Source organism: Streptomyces sp. B6B3 (assembly GCF_039871525.1).
Classification (GTDB): Bacteria; Actinomycetota; Actinomycetes; order Streptomycetales; family Streptomycetaceae; genus Streptomyces.
Genome location: NZ_JBDPLU010000024.1, coordinates 105,423 through 126,716 on the forward strand (window position 1 = coordinate 105,423; position 21,294 = coordinate 126,716).

The window sequence follows — 21,294 nt, forward strand, 5'->3', positions numbered from 1 at the left end:
CCGTCGCGCCACGAACTACGAGACCATAGACGGACGTTGGCAAGCGACAATCGGGGGAGTGGGACGCTTTGCTGCGATTACCTCTGCCGGCACACTTCCGTTACGTCCACGAACCCCTTCCGGTGGGCGAGGGCATCATCCCGGTCCTGGGTCACGAGGAGCTGGCGAAGGCGCTGCGGGAGCGTCTGGTGCATTCCCGGGGCGGCACCTTCCTCGTGACGGGTTTCCAAGGCGTCGGCAAGTCCACCCTGGTCAACCGGGCGCTGGCCGAGACCGCCGCGGCCTGGGAGGCCCAGGGCCGGGTGCTGCTCGTCACGCAGCTCAACCTCGCTCGGTCGATGACGCCGGATCAACTCCTCTTCGCCGTGGTGCGGCGGATCTTCGAGGAACTCGACGACCGGAAGCTGCTGCCGCTCCTGCCGCGCGACGTCCAGCACTCGCTGCCGACCGCGTACACCCGCACCTCTCTGTCGTTCACGCAGACCCAGTCGGAGACCAGTGAGCGGACGGGCTCGCTCGGCCTCGGACCCCAGCCGGGACCGCTCGCCGTGTTCTCGCCGCTCGGTGTCAGCCGGACCAGGGCGAGGTCGAGCGCCACGGAGGCCGCGTTCCTCGCCTACTCGGAGACCGATGTCGAGCACGACCTGGTGCGCATCATCCAGCTTCTGGACGGCTCGCGGAGGAGGGCCGACGGCGCGCCCGGCGTGCCGGAGCGTCGGCGTCCGTTGCGCGGCCGGGGCGGTGGCCCCCGGGGACGCGCCGCCCATCGGATGCTCGTTCACCCGGTCGTCGTGCTGGACGAGATCGACAAGCTGACGGACGGCCGTCCCGAGGCGATGGCGGAGTTCGAGGAGTTGCTGCGCCGGCTCAAGGGAGTGCTGACGACACAGGGCGCCCATTTCCTCGTCGTGGCCGGCCCGGACCTGCACGATCGCGCCGTCCGCTGGGCCGACGGCTGCAACGGGGTGTACGAGAACGTCTTCAGCTGGCACGCGTACGTGCCATGCCTGTGGGACGCGCCCGAGCGCCTGATCGACGGGCTCCTCCCGCCGCTGGCGGCCCCCGGAGCGACGCCCCGCGGGACGCCGCTGGACAGCGTCAAGCTGATGCGGCTGACCCGCTACCTCCGGTTCAAAGCGAAGGGGATCCCGCGGCGGCTGCTCCAGGAGTTCAACTCCTTCGTCTCCTGGGAGGGAACGGCCGAGGGGCCCTGTCTGCGCGTCGATCAGGCGAACTGGGCCCGCGTCAACCTCTACAGCCGGCTGGAGGAGATCACAGGGGCGGCCGTCGCCAGGGCCAACCCGGTCCGGCTCGCCCGCACGCCGATTGACGACGACCGTTGGCGCATGGGGGGTTACCAGGTGGTCGAGTGGGCCCTGCACAGCGAGGGCAGGTCGTTCGCCGCCACCGACGTGGCAACGGACGTGGAGCCGGCGTTCGGGCTCGGCGCGCCCGGGATCGACCAGGTGTTGCGCCACCTGACGGAGGCGAGCGTGCTGGAGGTGACACGGACGGGCGACGAGAGCGACACCACGGTCTACGGGAACGCGCCGGACGCCCATCTCACGTACTACAAGCTGACGGACGCGTACCGGTGGGAACTGGCGCGGCTAGTCGACTCGGTGGTCGCCGCGCCGGTGCCCGACGCTCCGGCGCAGGCGGACGAGACCGCGTTGGCGGATGAGGCGGCGCCGCGCCGGGACGGGGGTGAAGGGCTGGGGAAGTCGCCCGGCACGGAGTCCGCGGAGGTCCCGATCGATGTCCTGGCGACCCGGTACGCTCTGCTGGCGCTCATCAACCAGGGGGGCATGGGCGCGGTGTATCGGGGGCGGGACCTGCTCACCGGCCAACCCGTGGCCGTGAAGATGATGCATGTGGGGCGGCAGCGCGATGAGGAGGCGCTGAGTTGGTTCCGCCGGGAGGCGGAGATCAGCAGGTCCATGCACCACCCGAACATCGTGAACACCATCGACGTCCTGCTCGATCCGGCCAAGTCGGAACCCGCCCTGATCCAGGAACTCGTCGAGGGCCCGTCGCTGGCCGCCCGGCTCGCCGAGGAAGGCATCCTGCTGCCGAGCCGGACGGTGCTCGTGGCCCGGCAGATCGGTCAGGCGCTGGACTACCTCCACGACGCGGGGCTCGCCAGGCTGGACGTCAAACCGAGCAACGTCCTGCTGCATCCCGTGCGTGGTGTCGTCCTCACCGATCTCGGCCGGGCGCTACGGGTGGACGACGACGCCGAGGCGGACCCGCGAGAGCCGCTCGTCGGGACCCCCAGCTATATGGCCCCCGAGCAGCTGTCAGGGGGCCGGGTGGACATCAGAAGCGACCTGTACTCGCTCGGCGTGCTGATGATCCACTGCCTCACGGGGCGCATGCCTGGCGAGGGCACACCGATCGCGGAACTGCAGCTCCAGCGCCTCCACGGCGGGTCGCTCGCCGTGGTCGACGACCTCCCCGTGTCGGCGGAGCTCGGCGCCCTCATCACCCGCATGACGGCCCGTTTTCCCGACGACCGCTTCGCTACTCCGAGCGCCTTTCAGGACGCTCTCGACACGACGCCCGAAGGGCTCGCGGAGTTCGGCCTCGTCGCGCGGGAAGAGACCACCACGATGGTCTTCCCGCGCCTGCGCCCGGATCGCGCGACGGCCGGGGAGTAGGTGGTGGAGGCAGGACGGTGGGCCCGCCGCCGGCGTCAGGCCCCCGGGCGCTCCTTGACGGCGACGTAGCCGTCGACGTCGGCCGGCGGGCCGGAGCCGGGCTCCGGGGCGGGCCAGTGGTCCAGGGGGACGACGCCGGGTGGCTGGATGCGCATGCCGCCGGTCGCGGTGGCGGCGATCTGCTCGCGGGTCCGCACGTGGTACGGCACCGCGCCGGTCGCGGCGTAGGCGTCGGCGGCCCGGCGCATCGCGGGGGTGTCGGTCTCGTCGCCCACCACCAGGCAGCTTCCCTCGACGAGCGGCTCGGTGTAGCGGCCGACCACCTCCACCGCCTCCTCCGGGTCGAGGTGGCCGAGCATGCTGAGCATGATCACGGCGACCGGCCTGGTGTGGTTGAGGGTCTGCTGGGACTCGTCGTGGACCCGCTCGTGGTCCCGGACGTCGGCCAGGACCCACTCGGTGGCGCCCTCGGGCGTGCTGCTGAGCAGGCCGCGGGCGTGGGCGAGCACCACCGGGTCGTTGTCGACGTAGACCACCCGGCAGGACGGGTCGGCGGCCTGGGCGATCTCGTGCGTGTTGTTGGCGGTGGGCAGCCCTGGACCGATGTCGAGGATCTGCCGGATGCCGCGGACGAGCACCAGATGCCGCACGGCGCGGACCAGGAAGCGGCGGGAGGATCGGGCCGCCTGGCCCACCACGGGGTGCTCCCGCTCGAAGAGTTCGGCCGCCGCCTGGTCCGCGGCGAAGTGGTGCCGGCCGCCCAGGAGCGCGTCCCAGAACCGCGCGGAGTGCGGGACGTCCGGGTCCACCCCGGGCGGAACGGGCACCGGCTCGGGGTGCGCGGGCTCGGTCATGACGGGCCTCCGGATCGTGCTGGCCGGGTGGGGTGGCGGGCGGCCGGGAGGCGGGGGCACGGACGCCGCGGGCCGGCCTCCGCTCACGATAGGTGATGTGCTGGCCACGTCCGGTGGTGAACGCGCCCGTGACCGGCGCGCGTGTCCCGCCACGCGCGGTGCCCGGTCACGCCGCGCCCGTCGGCCCGTCCCGTTGTCGGCCGGCTACTGGATGACCACCTGGTCCGGCGTCGGATCGAGGTCGAACAGGGTGGTCGCGGTGGACCCGTCCGGGTTGTTAGAGACGCCGCCCGCGTCGCCGGCGCCGTACACGAGGAGGCCGTCCTGCACCCGGAAGTCGATCCCGATGAGGACGGTGTCCCTGGTGTCCGTGGCCGAACTGGCGCTTGGGGCGGTCGCGGCGAGCACCGCCACGGTGGACAGCGTCGCGACCGTCGCGACCAGCGTTCTCCTGACCCCTGCCTGCATCGGTATCCCTCCCGGTGAACGTGTGGCCTGTTGGCGTTCACACGCTAGGCAGCGGGACTGGACATCGACTGGACGGTCAACCGCCGGAGTCGGGGACCGAAGTCGGGGGCCGACGTCAGGGGTGCAGGCTCACCGCGGGCTCCGGGCGGTGGACGCCGCGCGGGCGGTAGCCCAGGGACTCGGCGACGCCCAGCAGATCGGCGACGTACCACAGGGTTGCCAGCCACATCTCGGTGCCCTGGAGTCCCGGCCGGTGCGCCGCGGTGGCCGGCCCGCTGAGCGGCGGGAACGCGAACGGGAAGCCCTCGCCGTCCACCCACCGGTCGGCGATGGCGTCGAGCTGCGCGAACGCCCACTCCTCGCCCTCGGCCCGGCGGTGGGACGTCTGGCGGCGGGTCAGCCACAGCGGGTGCGCCACGTCCAGCACGTTGCAGGCGGTGGTGCGCCCCGGGCCGAAGTGCCGCTCGTCGGCGGCGTGGTCCAGCAGCGTGTCCACGGTCCTCTCGGGATGCGGGACGGGCACGCCGAACTGGGCGAACGAGCCGCGCGCGGCCCGGTAGTAGCCGTTCACGGCCTGCAGCAGGCCGTCCTGCGGCCGGGGTCCGCTCCACGTCCCCTCGCCGGGGCGGCAGTGGGTGACCAGCCAGCCGAAGAACGTGTCGAGCCGCGCCCGCGCCGCCGGCGACGGCTCCGCCGGCGCGCGCCCATCGTGCTCGGCGTGCCGGAGGTTCCACAGCAGCGCGGTGCCCAGGGTGTCCACGCCGGCGCCCGCCGCCCAGCCGTGGTCCCGCCAGGGCTGGGCGTCCAGCAGGGCCGCCAGGTCCTCCGGGGTCAGCTCCGCGACCGCGTGCACCGGATGCGCGAGCCGCGAGCCGAGCAGGTCGAGGGCGTAGCCGAGGCTGAGCACGTGGTAGTGGGTCTCGGACTGGCCGTACCCGGTGGGGGTGGGGCCGTGCCGCCCGTCCGGGCCGAGCAGGGGCGTGAGGCCGGTGCGCGGGTCCTGGTTCTGGCGCAGCCGGCGGACGTGCTCGTCGGCCGGCAGCTGCGGCGGGGCGGAGCCGCGCAGCAGGAAGGAGATCTCCACGGCGTCGGCGTGCGCGCGCAGCGTCGGCGCGGCCCCCGGTGCGTCGAGGTACCGGCCGGTGGGGGTGCCGTCGGGGGCGGTGGCCTCGGGCTCCCAGCAGCGCGCCAGCAGCGGTTCGGCCTGTTCGGCGGCGCGCGCGGACAGTTCGGCCAGACGACGGGCCGCGGCCGTCCGCCGGTCGCCCCGGCGGGGGGCACGCGGGGCGCGCCGGTCGCGCAGCACCCGGGCCGGATTGCCGCCGACCACGGCCCACTCCGGCACGTCCCTGGTGACCACGGAACCGGCGCCGACCACCGCGTGCGCGCCGATGGTCACGCCGTCGGTGACCACCACGTGGGAGCCGATCCACACGTCGTCGCCGATCGTGATGCCGCGTTCGGTGCTGGGCTGCCGGAAGACCGGCCGGTCGGGGTCCATCGAGTGGTTGAAGCCGAGGAGCGAGGTGTGCGCCCCCACCCGCACGCCGTCGCCCAGGCTGACGGTGCCGCGCACCACGGTGAAGGCGTTGATCGTGCAGTCGTCCCCGGCCTCCAGCGTGCCGGTCAGGTACGCGTGCGCGGCGACGTACGAGTCGGCGCCGAGCCGCAGCCGGGTGGGGCTGACCATGGCCAGTTCGGAGACGAACGTGCGCGGGCCGATCGCGCCCTCGCAGGTGCGCAGCAGCGCCTCCTGCCGCTCGCGCTGCCGCTGCCGGCGGGGCTCGTCGGCCTGCTGCCAGAACAGCCAGGCGTTGTAGTCCAGCAGCCTCGGGTCCTCGTCGGACGCGTCGGGCACATCGGGCACGTCGGCCCCGTCGGTTGCCGTGGACGCGTCGGACGCGGTGGACGGCGTCTCCATCAGGTCGTCTCCATCGGGTCATCCCCTCAGGCGACCGCCGATCTTGTCAAGCCCGAAAACGCCGGAGGCTCCGCCGCGCGGTCAGCCGCGGTGCCGGTACGCCGTGGGGCTGCGGCCGGTGAGGCGGCGGAAGCGCTGCGAGAAGTAGAGCGGGTCGCGCCAGCCGAGTTCGCGGGCGATCGCGGCCACCGGGCGGTTGGTGAGGTCGAGCAGCTGCTTGGCCCGGGCCATCCGCTGCCGTTCGACGTAGCGCTGCGGGCTGATGCCCAGATGCTCGGCGAACAGCCGGGTCAGCCGCGACGGCGAGAGGTGCACGTGGGCCGCCAGCCGGTCCACGGTCAGCGGCTCGGACAGGTGCGCGTCGACATGGTCGATGACCCGCAGCAGCCGCTCGTCCAGATGCGCGGTGAGCGGGTTCTGCGGGTTCTGGGTGTCGCACCACAGCAGCGCCTCCTCCAGGGAGTTCTGGGCGAAGGCGACGGCCTGCCGCAGCCCGCCCGCCCGGACCCGGGCCGAGCGCAGCAGGGCCGCGACGACCCGCTGGTGCACCTCTCCCTGGGCGTGGATCCGGCCGACCCCGGACACCGGCTGGGGCCAGTCCAGCAGCGGCAGCCAGTCCGGGCGGGGATGGAAGTGCGAGAACACGATCTCCCAGAGCCCCGCCCCGGGCGCCGTCGCGTAGTCGTGCAGGCTCCCGGGGCGCAGCAGCACCGCGTCGCCGACCGCGGTGCGCAGCGCCCCGTCGGGCCCGGCGACCTGCCCCGAGCCGGCCATCGTGTGGATCAGCAGCCAGTCGTCGGTGCCGCGACTGCGGAAGGTGGCGTAGTCGGGCCCCTCGTTCAGATGCCCGCCCTGCACCCGGTCGATCACGAAGGTGCGGGACTCGGCGCGCGGGACGGAACGGTGCATGGCGGGCTCTCCCGGGAGGGGCCGGGCGCGTCAGGCCGGCTGCAGGCCGGGGTTGCCGGCCTCGGTGACGAAGCTGGCCCGGGTGCTCACCGGTGCGCCGGGTCGGGTCACGTAGGGCAGCACCCGGAAGTCGGCGCGGCAGGACTCTGGGGTCAGCGTGCAGCGCAGGTAGCCGCGCTGGTAGTTGGTGAACCGGATGTGCTCGTTGGCGTCCAGCAGGTTCTGGCCGCCCGGGTCGAGGTCCATCCCGTCCATCTTGGTGGAGATCGAGGTGCCCACGAACTCCACGCCGATGGTGGGGGAGTCGGGCTCGTCGAAGTCCAGCTTCAGGTCGGCCGCCATGTGCCGGTGCATGTCCCCGGTCAGCACGACGGGGTTGCCGACGTCGCGGGCCAGCAGTTCGGCGAACAGCCGGTCCCGGGCGGGCCGGTAGCCGTCCCAGAAGTCCATGACGAACGCCTGCCCGTCGCCGGGGACGGTGTCGACCTGGGTGACCGGCACCTGCTGGGGGATGACGTTCCAGACCGCGGTCGACCGGCTCAGACCGGCGAACAGCCAGTCCTCCTGTTCGGCGCCGAGGACCGTGCGTCCCGGCGTCAGCCGCTCGGCGCAGTCGCTGGTGACGTCCGCGCAGGCCTGGTCGTCCCGGTACTGCCGGGTGTCCAGCAGGTGGAAGGTGGCGAGTCGGCCGTAGCCGAGGCTGCGGTACAGCCGGGCCCGGCTGCCGGTGGGCCGGTTGGGGAGGCGCAGCGGCAGATGCTCGTAGAACGCCTGGAACGCGGCGGCCTTCCGCCGCCGGAACGCCTCCGGATCGCTCCCCGGATCCTTGCCGTGGTCGCCGACCCAGTTGTCGTCGATCTCGTGGTCGTCCCAGACGAGCGCCCAGGGGTGCGCCTGGTGCGCGGCGATGATGTCCGGATCGTGGCGGTGCAGCGCGTGCCGGAGGCGGTACTGCGTGAGGTCGTACGGCTCCGCCCGGAGTTCGGCGGCCAGCGGGGTCTGTCGCACGCCGCCGTTCGCGTCGATGGGGTTCTCGTAGATGTAGTCGCCGAGGTGGAAGACCACGTCGACGTCCTCCTCGGCGAGATGCCGGTAGGCGGTGTAGTGGCCCTCGAACCACGCCTGACAGGAGGCGACGCCGATCCTCAGCTCCCGGGGCGCGGCGTGCGGTGCCGGCGCGGTCCGGGTCCGGCCCACCGCGCTCCGCGCGCCGTGCGTCCGGAACCGGTAGAAGTACTCGGTCGCCGGCTCCAGTCCGCGCACCTCGACGTGCACGGAGTGCGCGAGCTCCGGGACGGCGGTGGCGCTGCCCCGCCGGACGATCCGGCGGAACCGCTCGTCGGCCGCCACCTCCCAGGCGACGTCCACGCGGCGGGGCGGCATGCCGCCCGAGCCGTCCGGGGCCAGCGGCTCCGGCGCCAGCCGGGTCCACAGCACCACCCCGTCCGGCCAGGGGTCGCCGGACGCGACGCCGAGCGCGAACGGGTCGTCGTCGAAGCGCGGCGCGGGCCACGCCGCGCTGGCGGAGTAGCCGACGGCCAGGGCGCCGAGGCCGAGCGCGCCGCCGGCCAGCAGCAGTTCGCGGCGTCTGCGGGCCGGTGCTGACGGGTCGTGGGTGGGCATGGTGCGGTCTCCTCGGGAGGTGTGTGGATGGGGCGGTGTGGGCTGGCCGGGATGAGTGGGCCGGTGGGGGTGGGTCAGCCCTTCATCCCGCTGGCGAAGCCGCTGATCACGTAGCGCTGGAGCACCAGGAAGGCCAGCACCACCGGCAGCGCCGCCAGCACCAGACCCGCGAAGACCAGCCCGTGGTCGGAGACGTACTGGCCGACGAAGGCGAAGATCCGCACCGGGACCGTCTCCCGCGCCGATCCGCCGAGGTAGAGCAGCGGCGTGAAGAAGTCGTTCCAGACGAAGACGGCGTTGAGGATCAGGACGGTGCCGGTGACCGGGCGCAGCAGCGGGAACACCACCCGGGTGAACGCCTGCACGTGGGTGGCGCCGTCGATCAGCGCCGCGTTGGCGTAGTCGCTGGGCAGCGCCCGGATGAAGCCGGTGTACAGGAAGACGGTGAACGGCAGCTGGATCCCGGTGTAGAAGACGATCAGCACCTGGTAGGTGCCCAGCAGGCCCATCGAGTCGAACATCTTGAACAGCGGGATCATGCCGAGCTGGAAGGGCAGCACGATGCCCAGCAGGAACAGCACGTACAGCCGGTAGCCCAGTCGGGTCGCGCAGCGGGCCAGGAAGTAGGCCGCGAACGAGCCGAGCGCGACCAGCGCCAGCAGGCTGGCCAGGGTGATGACGGTGCTGTTCAGCAACGCCGAGCCCAGCGAGGCGCGTTGCCAGGCGTCGGAGAAGTTGTCGAACGTCGGCGAGGTCGGCGGCGCCAACGGCTCCGCGGCGACCTGCCGCTCGTCCTTCAACGACAGCGTGACCAGCGCGTACACCGGGAAGAGGAAGCCCACGGCGACGGCGATCATCAGGAGTTCCAACAGGAACGTGCGGAACCGGTAGCGGGGGTTCACGCGGTCACCTCCCGGCCGCGCAGGTACTGGATCTGGATGAGCGAGACGGCGGCCACGAAGAGCGCGAGCACCAGCGCGATCGCCGTGCTGTAGCCGTAGTTGCCGAAGACGAACGCCTGCTTGTAGAGCACCGTGGACAGCGTCTCGCTGGCGTAGCCGGGGCCTCCGTTGGTCGCCGCGTAGACCTGGTCGAAGAGCTTCAGCCCGCCGATGGTGGAGAGCATCACGTTGACCGTGACGGCGGGCGCCAGCAGCGGCCAGGTCACGTGCCGGAAGCGCTGGAACCGCCCGGCGCCGTCGATCATCGCGGCCTCGTGCAGCTCGTCGGGGACGCCGGCCAGGCCGGCCAGGAAGATGACCATGGAGTAGCCGGCGAACTGCCAGACCACCATCCCGGCCACCGACCACAGGGCCAGGGACGGGTCGCCGAGCCAGTCCTGGCGCAGGCCGCCGAGCCCGACGGCGCCGAGGATGCCGTTGAGGCCGGCGTCGGGCGCCGGGTTGTAGACGTACTTCCAGAGGAACGCCACCATGACCGGGCTGACCACGGCGGGCGCGAAGAAGATCACCCGCAGCACCGCCCGCGACCTGATCCGGGTGTGCACGCCGAGGGCGAGCAGCAGGCCGACGCCGTTCTGCACGACGACGATCGCGACGGTCAGCGACAGGGTGTTGACGAGCGAGCCGCGGGCCGCGTCGTCCGACAGCAGCTCGCGGAAGTTCGCCAGGCCGTTGAACGAGCGTTCGCCGATGCCGCTCCAGTCGGTGAAGGCGAACAGCACCCCGCTGGCGCTCGGGTAGAGCACCACCAGGGCGTACACCAGCAGGGCCGGCGCCGCGAACCACCAGGGCGGGGTCAGGAAGCCCCGCCGCCCGCCGGCCCGCCGACCGGGACGGCGGGCCGGCGCGCCGGCGGTGGCCTTCTCGACCCCCGGCGGTCCCGCCGCGCGGCGGGCGGCGCGGCGCGGGGTGCGATCCGAGGTGCGCAGCACCGGCTACTCCCCCCGGTAGGTCTCGTCCAGCCGGTCCAGCCCCTCGGCCACGGTGATCTCGCCGCCGAGCAGCTCCTGGACGACCGCGAAGTGGGCGGGCTGCACCTCGGCGTTGGGCCACCCCTGGTCCATGAACGGCACGGCCCGGTCCTCGTCGAGGAACGGCAGGAAGGGTTCGAGCACCGGGTCGATCGGGGAGTTCTCGTCGCGGACCAGCGGCACGCAGGCGATGGTCTCGGCCCAGCGGTTGATGTTCTCCTGCTTGCCGAGGAACTCGACGAACGCCGCGGCGGCCTCCCCGTCGGCGCTGCGCGCGCTCACCCCGAGGCCCACCACCACGCCGGCCGGGATCCACACGTCGGCGGCCGTGTCCGAGCCCGGCACCGGGAACATCGCCAGCTCGTCGGGGCTGCTGGCCGCGGCGCGGAAGTCCGGCAGCACCGCCGAGACCTGGACGGCCATCGCGGCCTCGCCGGTCGCCACCATCGAGGTCTGCTGCTCGAAGGTGGTGCCGTTGGGGTTGTCGTTGAAGTACCCGCGCTCCTGGAGCTCCAGGTACATCTCGAAGGCGTCGGCCCAGCCGGATCCGGCGAAGGTGGCCGAACCGTCCCGCATCTGCTCGTCGAACCGGGGGTTCGCGGCGTACACGGTGGACGGCACCAGGGCGTAGCTGATCAGCTGGGTGACCCACTGCGTCTGGGCGCCCAGCGCGATCGGGATCGTGCCGGCCCGCTTGAGGGTCTCGCAGACCTGGAGGAAGTCGCTCCAGGTCTCCGGCGGTTCGACGCCCGCCCGCTGGAAGACCGAGGTGTTGTAGATCGCGCCGATCACGCTGGACCCGGCCGAGTACAGGTAGGTCTTGCCGTCGAGCTCGAAGGCGGGCCGGAAGTTCTCGGGTATCCGCTCGGTCCAGGTCTGCCCACTCAGGTCCGCCAGCAGCCCGGCCCCCGCTATCTGCGCCATGCTCATCGCGCTGCCGTTGCCCGGGTAGACGACGTGCAGGTCGGGGGCGTTGCCGGCGCCCAGTTGGGTGCGCAGCGAGGTCTGCACCTGGTCCGTGGGGGAGTAGGAGGTCTCGAACTCCGCCTCCGTGTAGGCCTCGGTGAGCAGGTCGAGCGGCGCCTGCTGGTCGGCCACGCCGACCAGCCGGAGGGCGCCGCCCGAGCCGCCGCCTCCGCAGGCCGTCAGCGCGGCGGGCAGCGCGGTCACGGCGGCCGCGCCGCCGGTCATCCTCAGGAAGTCGCGGCGGTCGAGCGGCCGCCGCGCGAAGGGTGGTGTCATGGGTCTCTCCTCGATGTCACGAAAATGCGGGGCGGCGCCGCTGACCGGCCGTCGCCACGTGCGGAGCGGCGGGCCGCCCGGGGGCCTTCGCCCGGAGGGCTCAGTCGCGGCGGCGGTCGGGGCCGGCGTCGCGCCAGCGTTCCCGGGCCGCCGCGACCCGGCGCAGGTACGCGCGGTACTCCTCCTCGTAGAAGCGGGCGCCGCCCGCGTCCGGATCGCGGACGCTGGCCGGGCGGGTCCAGGCCGCGGCGTCCAGATGGCCGGCCGCGGCCAGCACCGCGCCGCGCGCGCCGGCCTCCGCCGCGGCCACCCGCAGCGGCCGGCCGAGCACATCGGCGAACAGCCCGAGCCAGGTCTCGCTGCGGGTGCCGCCGCCCGCCACCGCCAGGTCTCCGGCCAGCCCGGCGGCCGTGAGGCAGTGCCGTGCGGCGAAGGCGATGCCCTCGCAGGTGGCGCGGACCAGGTCGGCGGAGGTGGTCTCCAGGCTGACGCCGGTGATCTCGGCACGGGCGGCCGGTTCGAGGAACGGGGCGCGTTCCCCGGCGGGGGAGAAGAACGGCAGCACCCGCACGCCGTGCGCGCCCGGCGGGGAGGCCGCGAGCAGCTCGTCCAGGTCGCGGTGGGCCGCGCCGACGGCGCCGAGCACCCAGTCGAGCGCGGCGGTGCCGACCATCGCGGGCATGCCGCGCAGCCAGCGGTCCCGGCGTCCGGTGGCGAAGTGGAACCCCGCGGGCTCGCCGGCCAGGTCCGGTTCCGCCACCACGGCCAGGCAGGCCAGCGTGGTGCCGATGATCAGCAGCCCGTCCCCGGGCTCGGTCGCCCCCGCGCCGAGCGCGCAGGCGGGCACGTCGAACGGGCCCGCGCTGATCGGCACGCCGGCGGGGAGCGGGCCGCCGGGCAACGCCTCGCCCGCGGGACGCGGTTCGACGACCGGGGCCAGCAGGCCCGCGCGGTGCGTCAGCCCGCAGGCGGCCACGGCCTCGGCGTCGTAGTCCCGGGTGTGCGGGTCGAGGAACGGCACCGACGCGTCGCTGACGTCCGTGCCGCGCACCCCGGTCAGCCGTTGCAGCACCATGTCCTTGCAGTACGCGGCGGTGGCGGCCGCGTCCAGGGACTCCGGCTCGTGCCGGTCGAGCCAGGCCAGCAGCGGCGCCGGACCGCCGGGGAAGAGGGTGTTGCCGGTGCGCCGGAAAACCTCGTGGGCCACCCCGTTCGCCGTCCACTCCGCCACGATCGGGGCGGCCCGGCCGTCCATCCAGGAGATCGCCGGGCGGACGGGACGCGCCTCCCGGTCGATCAGCCACACCCCGTCGCCCTGTCCGGTCAGCCCGACGGCCGTGGGCGCGGGGCGGCCCGCGGTGAGCGCGCCGAGCACCCGCCCGACCGCCTCGACGACCTCCTCGGCGTCCTGCTCCACCCGGCCGTCTCCGGCCCGCACCCGGGCCGGGCACGACTCGACGGCGAGCGCCCGGCCGGACTCGTCGAACGCCGCGGCCTTCACCACGGATGTGCCCACGTCAATCCCGACGAGCATCGAGGGCCTCCTTGCCTCTCGTTGGGGAGGGGGATAGGGGATGGGGATGGGAGTAGGGGGAGGGGAGGGGAAACGGACGGTGCGGGGCCGGCCGGGGGCCGGCGGGAACGGGGGGTGGGGCGTCAGGGGGAGCCGAACTGGTGGGCGAGCGGTTCGCCGCGGTGGTACCGGCCGACCTCGGCGGCGACGATCCGCGCGGCCTTCTCGGCGACGGCGCGGCTCGCGCCCGCCAGATGCGGGGTCATGACCAGGCCGGGGGCGGAGAAGAGCGGGGAGCCGGGCGGCGGCGGCTCCTCGGCGTAGGTGTCGAGGCCGGCGCCCAGCAGCTGACCGGAGGCCAACGCCGCGCACAGCGCGTCCTGGTCCAGCAGCGGGCCCCTGGCGCAGTTGATCAGCACCGAACCCGGCGGCATCAGGCCGATCTCCCGGGCGCCGACCAGGCCGCGGGTCTCGGGGGTGAGCCGGGCGTGCAGCGACACCACCCGGGAGCGCCGCAGCAGGTCGTCCAGGTCCGCGACGCGTTCCGCCTCGGGCAGGTCGTCCGGCAGATGGGGGTCGTGGACCAGCACCTCGGCGCCGAAGCCGGCGAGGATGCGCGCCACCCGGCTCCCGACGGCGCCGCCGCCGACCAGACCGACGGTCGTCCCGGCGATCTCCAGGCCGGTGGCGTCGTAGGTGTAGAACCGCCCGGCCCACTCGCCCCGTTCGCTCAGTGCGGCGTGCGTCGTCGGGATGCGCCGGAGCACGGCCAGCAGCAGGCCCACCGTGTACTCGGCGGTCGCGGTGGCGTTGCGGCCCGGCGCGTAGCAGATCCGCACGCCGTGGGCCGCCGCGGCCTCGGCGTTGACGTTGATCGGGCCGCCCCGGGCGACCGCCACCAGGCGCAGGTCGGGGGCGTGTTCCAGGACCCGCGCGGTGATCGGCGCCATCTGGGTCACGCACACCTCGACCCCGTCCAGCGCCTCGATCATGACGTCCTCGGTACCGGACGCCTCGTCCACCTCGGCGACGGGACCGAACGGGGTCAGCGGCCAGGGCAGCTCCAGCAGCCGGACGTCGGTGCCGGTGCCCGTGCCCGTGCCGGAGTCGGTGGCGGAGTCGGTGGCGGAGTCGGCGAGTTCCGCCCGCACCGCGTCGGCCAGCAGCCCGGGCAGGACGAAGTGGTCTCCCGCGGCCAGCACCCTCATGTCGTCGCCACCTCGTACCTGACCTTCTGTTCGTCCAGATCGCGGAGCGCGGCGGCGTCCGCCCCGTCGTCCACGATCACCCGGTCGAACACCGACAGCGGGGCCACCCGGTGCAGCGCGACCCGGTTGAGCTTGGAGTGGTCGATCAGCAGGACGTTGCGCGCCGCGGCGCGCAGCATGACCCGCTTGACCGACACGATGTGCTGCTCCTGGTGGTAGGCGAAGCCCTCGGAGATCGCGGAGGTGGACACGAAGCACAGGTCCACGTTCAGCGCCTCGATCGCGTCCACGCAGGCGACGCCCAGGAAGGAGTCGTGCAGCGGGTCGTAGTCGCCGCCCAGTCCCATCAGGCGGACGTCGCGCTCGCCGGCCAGCAGGTTGATCGCCGCCAGGAAGTTGGTGATGACGGTCAGCGGACCGAGGGCCGGGAGGCGGCGGGCCAGGGCGAGGGCCGTGGTGGAGTCGTCGAGCATCACGGCCATGCCGGGCTCGATCAGGCCGGCCGCGCGTTCGGCGATGGCCTCCTTGGCCGCGCGCATCGACCGCATCCGGTAGGCCACGTTGCTCTCGAACACCCCGGACGGCTGCGCGGTCACCCCGCCCCGGTGCTTGCGCAGGATGCCCTGGCGCTCCAGCTCGTCGAGGTCGCGGTGGATCGTCATGAGGCTGACGCCGAAGCGTTCGACCAGATCGGCGGCGGTGACCGAGCCCGTGGAGAGCACCAGGTCGGCGATCTCCTGTCGCCGCCGTTCGGGGCCCTGCCGGCCGCCGCTGTCGTGAGTCATGGTCCGTCCGGTCCTTCGGGGCTCGCGCCCCACGAGTTACGAGATAACAGAGAGGATGAGTTGTTAACGCCTCTGGATGACTTGTTCGCAGGAGCTTGTAACACGCTGGCTCGCACGTCAAGCCCCTGTGCGGTCACGAGCTGCCGGAATCCGACGAGCGCCCGTGGGTGTACATAACATCTTCTGCTATAACTTCACATCGAAGCGCGGGAACGTCGCCGGAAGGGAGGGCCTCGGATGGTGCGGGACGCGTCACCTGACGCGGTGTGGGTCGGCATCGACGTCGGCACCCAGGGCGTCAGGGCGTTGGCCGTGACCGCCGACGGGCTGGTCGTCGGGCGCGGGTCCGCGCCGCTGACCGGCCGGCGGGACGGGGTGCGGCACGAGCAGGACCCGGCCGACTGGTGGGTCGCCGTCACCGGCGCGGTCCGCGCGGCGGTGTCCGGGCTGTCGCCGCCGGCGGTGCGCGGCCTCGCCGTCTGCAGCACCTCGGGCACGGTCCTGCTGGCCGACCCCGACGGCGAGCCGCTGACCGCCGGGATCATGTACGACGACGGCCGGGCCCCCGACGAGGCCCACCGCGCCCAGCGCGCGGGCGCGGAGCTGTGGGACCGGATCGGCCTGCGCATCCAGCCGTCCTGGGCGCTGGCCAAGGCGCTGTGGCTGGTCGAGAGCCGGCCCGGCGAGCTGGGCCGGGCCCGGATCACCCACCAGGCGGACCTGGTGGTCACCCGGCTCGTCGGCCGGCCGGTCGGCACCGACGCCAGCCACGCCCTGAAGACCGGCTACGACCTGGAGTCCGAGTCCTGGCCGCACGAGGTGCACCAGCGGTTGGGGCTGCCGGAGTCGCTGTTCCCCGCCGTCGCCCGCCCCGGCACGGTGCTGGGCACGGTCAGCGCGGAGGCCGCCGGGCGGACCGGGCTGGCCGCCGGCACCCCGGTGGTGGCCGGGATGACGGACGGCTGCGCCGGACAACTCGGCTCCGGGGCACTGCGGGTGGGCCGGTGGAACTCGGTGCTCGGCACCACGCTGGTGCTCAAGGGAGTCGCCGACGCGCCGGTCAGGGACCCGGCCGGGGTGATGTACAACCACCGCGCGCCGGGCGGCGCCTGGCTGCCCGGCGGCGCCTCCAGCGTCGGGGCCGGGGTGCTCGCCGGCACCGCCGACCTGGCCCGCCTCGACGAGTTGGCCGCCCGGTACGAGCCGTCCGGCGGCCTGGCGTATCCGCTGGTCTCCCGCGGCGAGCGCTTCCCGTTCCTGGCCCCGCGGGCCGAGGGCTTCCTGCTGGGCGCGCCCGCCGACGAGGCGGACCGGCACGCGGCGCTGCTCCAGGGGGTCGCCCTGACCGAGCGGCTCGCCCTCGCGTACGTGCGGCGCCTCGGCGCCCTCGTCGAGGGCCCGCTCACCTTCACCGGCGGTGCCGCGCGCAGCGCCTACTGGTGCCAGCTCCGCGCCGACGTCCTCGGCCGCCCGGCGCGGATCCCCGAACACGCCGGCGCCGACCTGGGCATGGCGGTGCTCGCCGCGTACGGCACCCGCGGCCCGGGGGACACCAGATCGGCCGCCGACGTCGCCGAGGCGATGGTGCGGGTGCGGACCGTACTGGAGCCGCGGCCGGGCGGCCGGGACCGGTTCGCGGAACCGTACCGCCGGCTGTTGGACGAACTGGAGCGCCGCGGCTGGCTTCCCACCGAGATCGCCGACCACGCACGAGAGCACGGGTGATGACGTCGTGACCACCACGCTCCTCTACCTGGTACGCCACGGCCAGACCGTGTGGCACCGGGAGAACCGCTACGCCGGCGTCAGCGACGTCGCGCTCACCGAGGTGGGCCGGGCGCAGGCCGAACGGCTCGCCGCCTGGGTGGCGGACACCCGGATCGACGCGGTCTGGGTCTCCCCGCTGCGCCGCGCCCGGGAGACCGCGGCGCCCGCGGCGGCGGTGCTGCGCCTGCCCCTGCGGGTCGCCGACGATCTGGCCGAGGTGGACTTCGGCGAGGCGGAGGGCCGGACGCTCGCCGAACTGCCCGAGGCGCAGGCCGCGGCGTTCCGCGCGGACCCGGTCGGCGGCGCCTTTCCCGGGGCCGAGAACCCGGCCGCCGCCGCGGCCCGCGGCGCGGCCGCGGTGCGCCGGATCGCCCGCCGGCACGACGCCGGCCAGGCGCTGGTCGTCGCCCACAACACCCTGCTGCGGCTGACGCTGTGCGAGCTGCTCGGCATCCCGCTGTCCCGGTACCGGACGGTGTTCCCGCAGCTGGCCAACGGCGCGGTCACCGAGCTGCGGCTGACCGACGAACAGGCGTCCCTGATCCGCTACAACGTGCCCCTCGCCGCGCGCGTTCCGGCGGACGAGGCGGCGCCGCCGGGATGAGCGCGGCCCGGCGCCCGCCGGGCGTCAGCGGCGGGTGGCCCGGCCGAGGACGTGCGCCAGCGGCGGCGCCAGCGGCGCGGGGGAGAAGCCGAACCGGTCGACGTCCTCGACGGTGAACCCGGCCGCCCGCACGGTCGCCGGGGTGTCCCGGTTCGGGTGGCAGCCGCCCGCGGCCCGGCGCCACAGCGGGGTGACGGCGTCCTCCAGGAGCGCCGCCCAACGGCGCGTGGAGCGCACGTGCTCGTAGAACCGGAGCTGGCCGCCGGGGCGCAGCACCCGGGCGGCCTCGGCCAGCGCGGCGCGCGGGTCGTCCACCGTGCACAGCACGAGGGAGAAGACCACGGCGTCGAACGTCTCCGGCTCGGCCGGCAGTTCGCCGGCGTGTCCGGCGCGCACGGTCACCGGGACCGGGGCCCGCTCCGCGGCCCGGCGGGCGAAGGAACGCAGCGTCTCCTCGGGCTCGACCGCGACGACCTCGGTCACGGTGCCGGGATAGTGCGGGAAGTTGCGCCCCTGGCCGGCGCCCACCTCCAGGACCCGGCCGCGCAGTCCCTCCAGCAGCCGCCGCCGGTGCTCCGCGCCGCCGCGCAGGTCGGCCTGCTCCGCGACCCGCAGATACGCGCGGGCGAAGCGGGGGTTCCGACAGGACTCTTGACCGGTCATCAGGGGCCTCGGCTTCCCGTCGTCTCGCTCGGCTGGTGGGGTGGGGTCCGCGACGAGGGTAGGCGCGGGCCGCCGCGGTCCACGGGCGACAGGGCCGGCGTGGCCGCGTGGGCTGTTGACGGCGTTCGAGAGTTGCCTATCATCCTAGTGTCTGAGAAACCGGCCCACGTTCGTCATGTCGAACATCCAGGGCGCTGCCCGGCCCGGTTCCTCGACTGCTCCAGTGCTCCACCGGTTTGTGTCCGCCCCACAGGCCGTCGACAGCATGCGCACCCTTCCGTTCTGTTCCGGTGAGGCTCCCCTCACGCGCGCGCCACGCTGACCGACGCCATGACGCGGACGACGCACGCGTGGGTGGGCCCACCGGCCGAGCCGCCATGGAGTTCTTCCGTGTCCATCACCCCACGCAGACGCCGCGCGCGTCGCCTCCCCACGGTCCTCGCCGTTCTCCTGGGCCTGACCCTCGCGCTCCTCGTCGCCCCCGCCAGTTCCTCGTCCGCGGAGCCCGCCGGCGCGGAGCCCGCCTCGGCCGCTGCCGCACTGCCCAGCAGCTACCAGTGGTCGTCCGGCGGTCCGGTGCTCTCGCCCGCCGGGAACATCAACTCCGTCGCGGCCAAGGACCCGTCGGTGGTCCAGGACGAGGACGGCACCTGGCACGTCTTCTTCACCCGGGTCGACCGCAACGGCGACTGGGGCCTGGCCCACACCAGCTTCGACAGTTGGTCCCAGGCGAACAGCGCCTCGCAGGTCGACCTGGAGTCCGCCTCCGGCGTCGGCGGCGGCTACCGGGCGGCGCCGCACGCGTTCTACTTCGAGCCCCGCGACGAGTGGTACCTGGTCTACCAGACCGGCCTGCCCTCGTACTCCGTCACCAAGGACATCAACAACCCGTCCAGCTGGTCGACGCCCCGCAACTTCCAGAGCAGCATGCCCGACATCGTCCGGCAGAACATCGGCAACGGCTACTGGCTGGACTTCTGGGTCATCTGCGACGCCAGCATGTGCTACCTGTTCTCCGCGGACGACAACGGCCACCTCTACCGGGCCGAGACCACCGTCGGCGAGTTCCCCAACGGCTTCCGGAACACCCAGATCGCGCTCCAGGACTCCCGGAACAACCTCTTCGAGGGTGAGGCCGTCTACAAGGTCGAGGGCACCGACCAGTACCTGCTGATCATGGAGGCCATCGGCTCCGACGGCCGGCGCTGGTACCGCTCCTTCACCTCCAACAGCCTCAACGGCCAGTGGCAGCCCCTGGCGGCCACCGAGTCCAACCCCTTCGCCCGCAGCAACAACGTGTCGTTCTCCTCGGGCGCCTGGACCCGCGACATCAGCCACGGTGAACTGCTGAGAACCGGGCCCGACCAGACCATGACCATCGACCCCTGCAACCTCCAACTCCTCTACCAGGGACTGGACCCGAACGCCGGCGGCGACTACTCGCAACTCCCCTACCGCCTCGGCCTCGCCACCCACAGCAACTCGCCCTGCTGACCCAGCTCCCACGGATGTGCCCGGCGCGCGCCGGCTGGACGTGCGCCGGGCACCCACCCGCCCCGGTCCTCCTCAGTCGGCCTCAGCCGAGGCGGCGGATCGGGGAGCCGGCGAGAAACGCTTGGATGTCCTCCACCGCGTCCCCGTAGTACCGGCGGTAGTTGTCCTCCGAGACGTAGCCCAGATGCGGGGTGGCGAGTAGGCGGGGCGCGGAGCGCAGCGGGTGGTCCGCCGGGAGCGGCTCGGTCTCGAACACGTCGAGGCCGGCGCCGGCGATGGCGCCGCGGTGCAGGGCGGCGAGGAGCGCGTCCTGGTCGACGATGGCCGCCCGTGAGGTGTTCACCAGATAGGCGGTCGGCCTGAGCAGCGCCAGCTCGCGTTCCCCCAGCAGGCCGCGGGTCCGGTCGCTCAGCACCAGGTGCACCGACACGACGTCGCTGGTGCGCAGCAGCTCCTCCAGGGACGCCGCCCTGGTCGCCCCCACCTCCTCCGCCCGTTCGGCCGTGAGGTGCTGGCTCCAGGCCGTCACCTCCATGCCGAACGCGAGCCCGACCCGGGCCACCCGGCCGCCGAGCTTGCCGAGCCCGAGCAGCCCGAGCCGGCGGCCGTGCAGGTCCGCGCCGACGGTGCTCTGCCAGGGCCCGCCGGCGCGCAGCGCGGCGTTCTCGGTGACCAGGCCGCGGGCCAGGCCCAGGATCAGCGCCCAGGTGAGCTCCACGGGCGGCGTCGGCGCGCTGGCGGTGCCGCAGACGGTCACGCCGTGCCGTTCGGCCGCGGCGTGGTCGATCACCGAGTTCCGCATGCCCGAGGCGACCAGCAGCCGCAGCCGGGGCAGCCGGGCGAACAGGGACGCCGGGAACGCGACGCGTTCGCGCAGCGTGACGACGATGTCGGCGTCGGCCAGGGCCGTCGCCAACTCGTCCTCGGTGGCGAAGTGTTCGGCGAAGCTGACGACCTCCACCCGGTCCAGGACCGGCGACCAGTCGGCCATGGTCGTCGCCACCCGCTGGTAGTCGTCCAGCACCGCGCAGCGCATTCTCATGGGTCCCATCCTCACCTCTGCGTCGCCACGGCGCCGAGCAGGGTGTCGAGCGCGGCGTCGTCGAACAGGGCAGGACCGGCCAGCGGCGGGTCGGCGCGTCGCGCGAGCAGGCTGAGCAGCCCGCGGCGGCCGGTCAGCGGGCGGGCGGGTCCGGCGAAGCCATGGTGGGCCAGGGAGGCCGACTCCACGGCGTCGGCCGCGGCGCGGCGGGCGCGCCCGGCGTCGATCGCCCGCGACGCCGAGGTGCCGGCGACGGCGGTGGTCTGGGTGCCCACCAGGCCGAGGGCGCGCAGCGCGGTGTCCGGCGACGGCCGGTGCGCCGCGGTCGCGGCGAGGGTCGCGGCGAAGCCGGGCAGCCGGTCCACGGCCACGTCGAGCCGGGTGGCGAGTCGGGCGGTGACGGCGAGGCCCAGCACGACGGCCCGCGCCGCGTCCGCGCGCGGCGGGTCGGCCGTCGCGCACGGCGCCACCGCGGCGGCCACGACCGGCCGGTGGCCGGCCTCGCCGAGCGCGGCCGCGACGGCGCCCGCGCGATCCCGCGGGTCGCCGGCGGGCAGTCGTTCGGCGACGCGGGCGGCCGCGTCGAGCAGCGTGGCGGCCGCGGGGGC

The 21,294-nt window shown here is 74.0% G+C and carries 18 protein-coding genes; 4 read left to right on the top strand and 14 right to left on the bottom strand.

The window, feature by feature from the left end:
* The first annotated feature begins 68 nt into the window (after positions 1 to 68).
* The gene (locus ABGB06_RS33660) at positions 69 to 2,660 is read left to right on the top strand and encodes a protein kinase (RefSeq protein ID WP_347597289.1); all 2,592 of its coding nucleotides are present in this window, start codon (positions 69 to 71) and stop codon (positions 2,658 to 2,660) included.
* Between the two features lie 35 nt (positions 2,661 to 2,695).
* On the opposite strand, the gene ABGB06_RS33665 is transcribed toward ABGB06_RS33660, so the two are convergent.
* From ABGB06_RS33665 to ABGB06_RS33715, 11 genes are all read right to left on the bottom strand, one after another.
* Entirely contained in the window at positions 2,696 to 3,514 is an 819-nt protein-coding gene (locus ABGB06_RS33665) for an SAM-dependent methyltransferase (RefSeq protein WP_347597292.1), read from the bottom strand.
* A 204-nt stretch (positions 3,515 to 3,718) separates the two neighbouring features.
* Positions 3,719 to 3,982, bottom strand: coding sequence for a hypothetical protein (locus tag ABGB06_RS33670; protein ID WP_347597295.1), 264 nt, complete (start codon positions 3,980 to 3,982; stop codon positions 3,719 to 3,721).
* A 115-nt stretch (positions 3,983 to 4,097) separates the two neighbouring features.
* Positions 4,098 to 5,903: an acyltransferase gene (locus tag ABGB06_RS33675; RefSeq protein ID WP_347597298.1), complete on the bottom strand. Its 1,806-nt coding sequence runs from the start codon at positions 5,901 to 5,903 to the stop codon at positions 4,098 to 4,100.
* Positions 5,904 to 5,984: 81 nt separating this feature from the next.
* A complete protein-coding gene (locus ABGB06_RS33680) occupies positions 5,985 to 6,812 on the bottom strand; it encodes a helix-turn-helix domain-containing protein (protein WP_347597300.1) in 828 nt (275 codons plus the stop codon).
* A 30-nt stretch (positions 6,813 to 6,842) separates the two neighbouring features.
* Entirely contained in the window at positions 6,843 to 8,435 is a 1,593-nt protein-coding gene (locus tag ABGB06_RS33685) for an alkaline phosphatase D family protein (protein WP_347597303.1), read from the bottom strand.
* Between the two features lie 74 nt (positions 8,436 to 8,509).
* Entirely contained in the window at positions 8,510 to 9,337 is an 828-nt protein-coding gene (locus ABGB06_RS33690) for a carbohydrate ABC transporter permease (RefSeq protein ID WP_347597306.1), read from the bottom strand.
* Positions 9,334 to 10,329: a sugar ABC transporter permease gene (locus ABGB06_RS33695; RefSeq protein ID WP_347597309.1), complete on the bottom strand. Its 996-nt coding sequence runs from the start codon at positions 10,327 to 10,329 to the stop codon at positions 9,334 to 9,336. The genes ABGB06_RS33690 and ABGB06_RS33695 overlap by 4 nt, the downstream gene beginning before the upstream one ends.
* A 3-nt stretch (positions 10,330 to 10,332) precedes the next feature.
* Entirely contained in the window at positions 10,333 to 11,610 is a 1,278-nt protein-coding gene (locus tag ABGB06_RS33700; RefSeq protein WP_347597312.1) for an extracellular solute-binding protein, read from the bottom strand.
* A gap of 100 nt (positions 11,611 to 11,710) precedes the next feature.
* Positions 11,711 to 13,144 carry an FGGY-family carbohydrate kinase gene (locus ABGB06_RS33705; protein ID WP_347597315.1) on the bottom strand — a complete coding sequence of 478 codons (1,434 nt, stop codon included), beginning with the start codon at positions 13,142 to 13,144 and terminating at the stop codon, positions 11,711 to 11,713.
* 122 nt (positions 13,145 to 13,266) lie between these two features.
* Entirely contained in the window at positions 13,267 to 14,331 is a 1,065-nt protein-coding gene (locus tag ABGB06_RS33710) for a 2-hydroxyacid dehydrogenase (protein ID WP_347597318.1), read from the bottom strand.
* Positions 14,328 to 15,116: a DeoR/GlpR family DNA-binding transcription regulator gene (locus ABGB06_RS33715; protein ID WP_347597321.1), complete on the bottom strand. Its 789-nt coding sequence runs from the start codon at positions 15,114 to 15,116 to the stop codon at positions 14,328 to 14,330. The genes ABGB06_RS33710 and ABGB06_RS33715 overlap by 4 nt, the downstream gene beginning before the upstream one ends.
* Before the next feature lie 237 nt (positions 15,117 to 15,353).
* Here ABGB06_RS33715 and ABGB06_RS33720 point away from each other — a divergent pair, with 237 nt between their 5' ends.
* The gene (locus tag ABGB06_RS33720) at positions 15,354 to 16,841 is read left to right on the top strand and encodes an FGGY family carbohydrate kinase (RefSeq protein WP_347597324.1); all 1,488 of its coding nucleotides are present in this window, start codon (positions 15,354 to 15,356) and stop codon (positions 16,839 to 16,841) included.
* Between the two features lie 7 nt (positions 16,842 to 16,848).
* Complete coding sequence (locus tag ABGB06_RS33725; RefSeq protein ID WP_347597327.1) at positions 16,849 to 17,487, top strand: histidine phosphatase family protein; 639 nt, start codon at positions 16,849 to 16,851, stop codon at positions 17,485 to 17,487.
* 24 nt (positions 17,488 to 17,511) lie between these two features.
* Here ABGB06_RS33725 and ABGB06_RS33730 read toward each other — a convergent pair whose 3' ends face one another.
* On the bottom strand, positions 17,512 to 18,150 hold the full coding sequence (locus tag ABGB06_RS33730; protein ID WP_347597331.1) for a class I SAM-dependent methyltransferase: 639 nt from the start codon (positions 18,148 to 18,150) through the stop codon (positions 17,512 to 17,514).
* 390 nt (positions 18,151 to 18,540) lie between these two features.
* Between ABGB06_RS33730 and ABGB06_RS33735 the strand changes: the two genes are divergently transcribed.
* Complete coding sequence (locus tag ABGB06_RS33735; protein ID WP_347597334.1) at positions 18,541 to 19,644, top strand: non-reducing end alpha-L-arabinofuranosidase family hydrolase; 1,104 nt, start codon at positions 18,541 to 18,543, stop codon at positions 19,642 to 19,644.
* 82 nt (positions 19,645 to 19,726) lie between these two features.
* Here the strand turns inward: ABGB06_RS33735 and ABGB06_RS33740 are convergent, their stop codons facing one another.
* Positions 19,727 to 20,686 carry a D-2-hydroxyacid dehydrogenase family protein gene (locus tag ABGB06_RS33740; protein WP_347597337.1) on the bottom strand — a complete coding sequence of 320 codons (960 nt, stop codon included), beginning with the start codon at positions 20,684 to 20,686 and terminating at the stop codon, positions 19,727 to 19,729.
* A gap of 11 nt (positions 20,687 to 20,697) precedes the next feature.
* Positions 20,698 to 21,294: MmgE/PrpD family protein (locus ABGB06_RS33745; protein ID WP_347597340.1), on the bottom strand; the 597-nt coding region annotated here is incomplete at its 5' end.

What these genes read in the sequence shown, in the direction of transcription:
- ABGB06_RS33700 (WP_347597312.1), bottom strand. Translation starts at nt 11,610, where the DNA reads ATGACACCACCCTTCGCGCGGCGGCCGCTCGACCGCCGCGACTTCCTG.
- ABGB06_RS33720 (WP_347597324.1), top strand. Translation starts at nt 15,354, where the DNA reads ATGGTGCGGGACGCGTCACCTGACGCGGTGTGGGTCGGCATCGACGTC.
- ABGB06_RS33685 (WP_347597303.1), bottom strand. Translation starts at nt 8,435, where the DNA reads ATGCCCACCCACGACCCGTCAGCACCGGCCCGCAGACGCCGCGAACTG.
- ABGB06_RS33740 (WP_347597337.1), bottom strand. Translation starts at nt 20,686, where the DNA reads ATGAGAATGCGCTGCGCGGTGCTGGACGACTACCAGCGGGTGGCGACG.
- ABGB06_RS33715 (WP_347597321.1), bottom strand. Translation starts at nt 15,116, where the DNA reads ATGACTCACGACAGCGGCGGCCGGCAGGGCCCCGAACGGCGGCGACAG.
- ABGB06_RS33670 (WP_347597295.1), bottom strand. Translation starts at nt 3,982, where the DNA reads ATGCAGGCAGGGGTCAGGAGAACGCTGGTCGCGACGGTCGCGACGCTG.
- ABGB06_RS33665 (WP_347597292.1), bottom strand. Translation starts at nt 3,514, where the DNA reads ATGACCGAGCCCGCGCACCCCGAGCCGGTGCCCGTTCCGCCCGGGGTG.
- ABGB06_RS33675 (WP_347597298.1), bottom strand. Translation starts at nt 5,903, where the DNA reads ATGGAGACGCCGTCCACCGCGTCCGACGCGTCCACGGCAACCGACGGG.
- ABGB06_RS33680 (WP_347597300.1), bottom strand. Translation starts at nt 6,812, where the DNA reads ATGCACCGTTCCGTCCCGCGCGCCGAGTCCCGCACCTTCGTGATCGAC.
- ABGB06_RS33710 (WP_347597318.1), bottom strand. Translation starts at nt 14,331, where the DNA reads ATGAGGGTGCTGGCCGCGGGAGACCACTTCGTCCTGCCCGGGCTGCTG.
- ABGB06_RS33705 (WP_347597315.1), bottom strand. Translation starts at nt 13,144, where the DNA reads ATGCTCGTCGGGATTGACGTGGGCACATCCGTGGTGAAGGCCGCGGCG.
- ABGB06_RS33730 (WP_347597331.1), bottom strand. Translation starts at nt 18,150, where the DNA reads ATGACCGGTCAAGAGTCCTGTCGGAACCCCCGCTTCGCCCGCGCGTAT.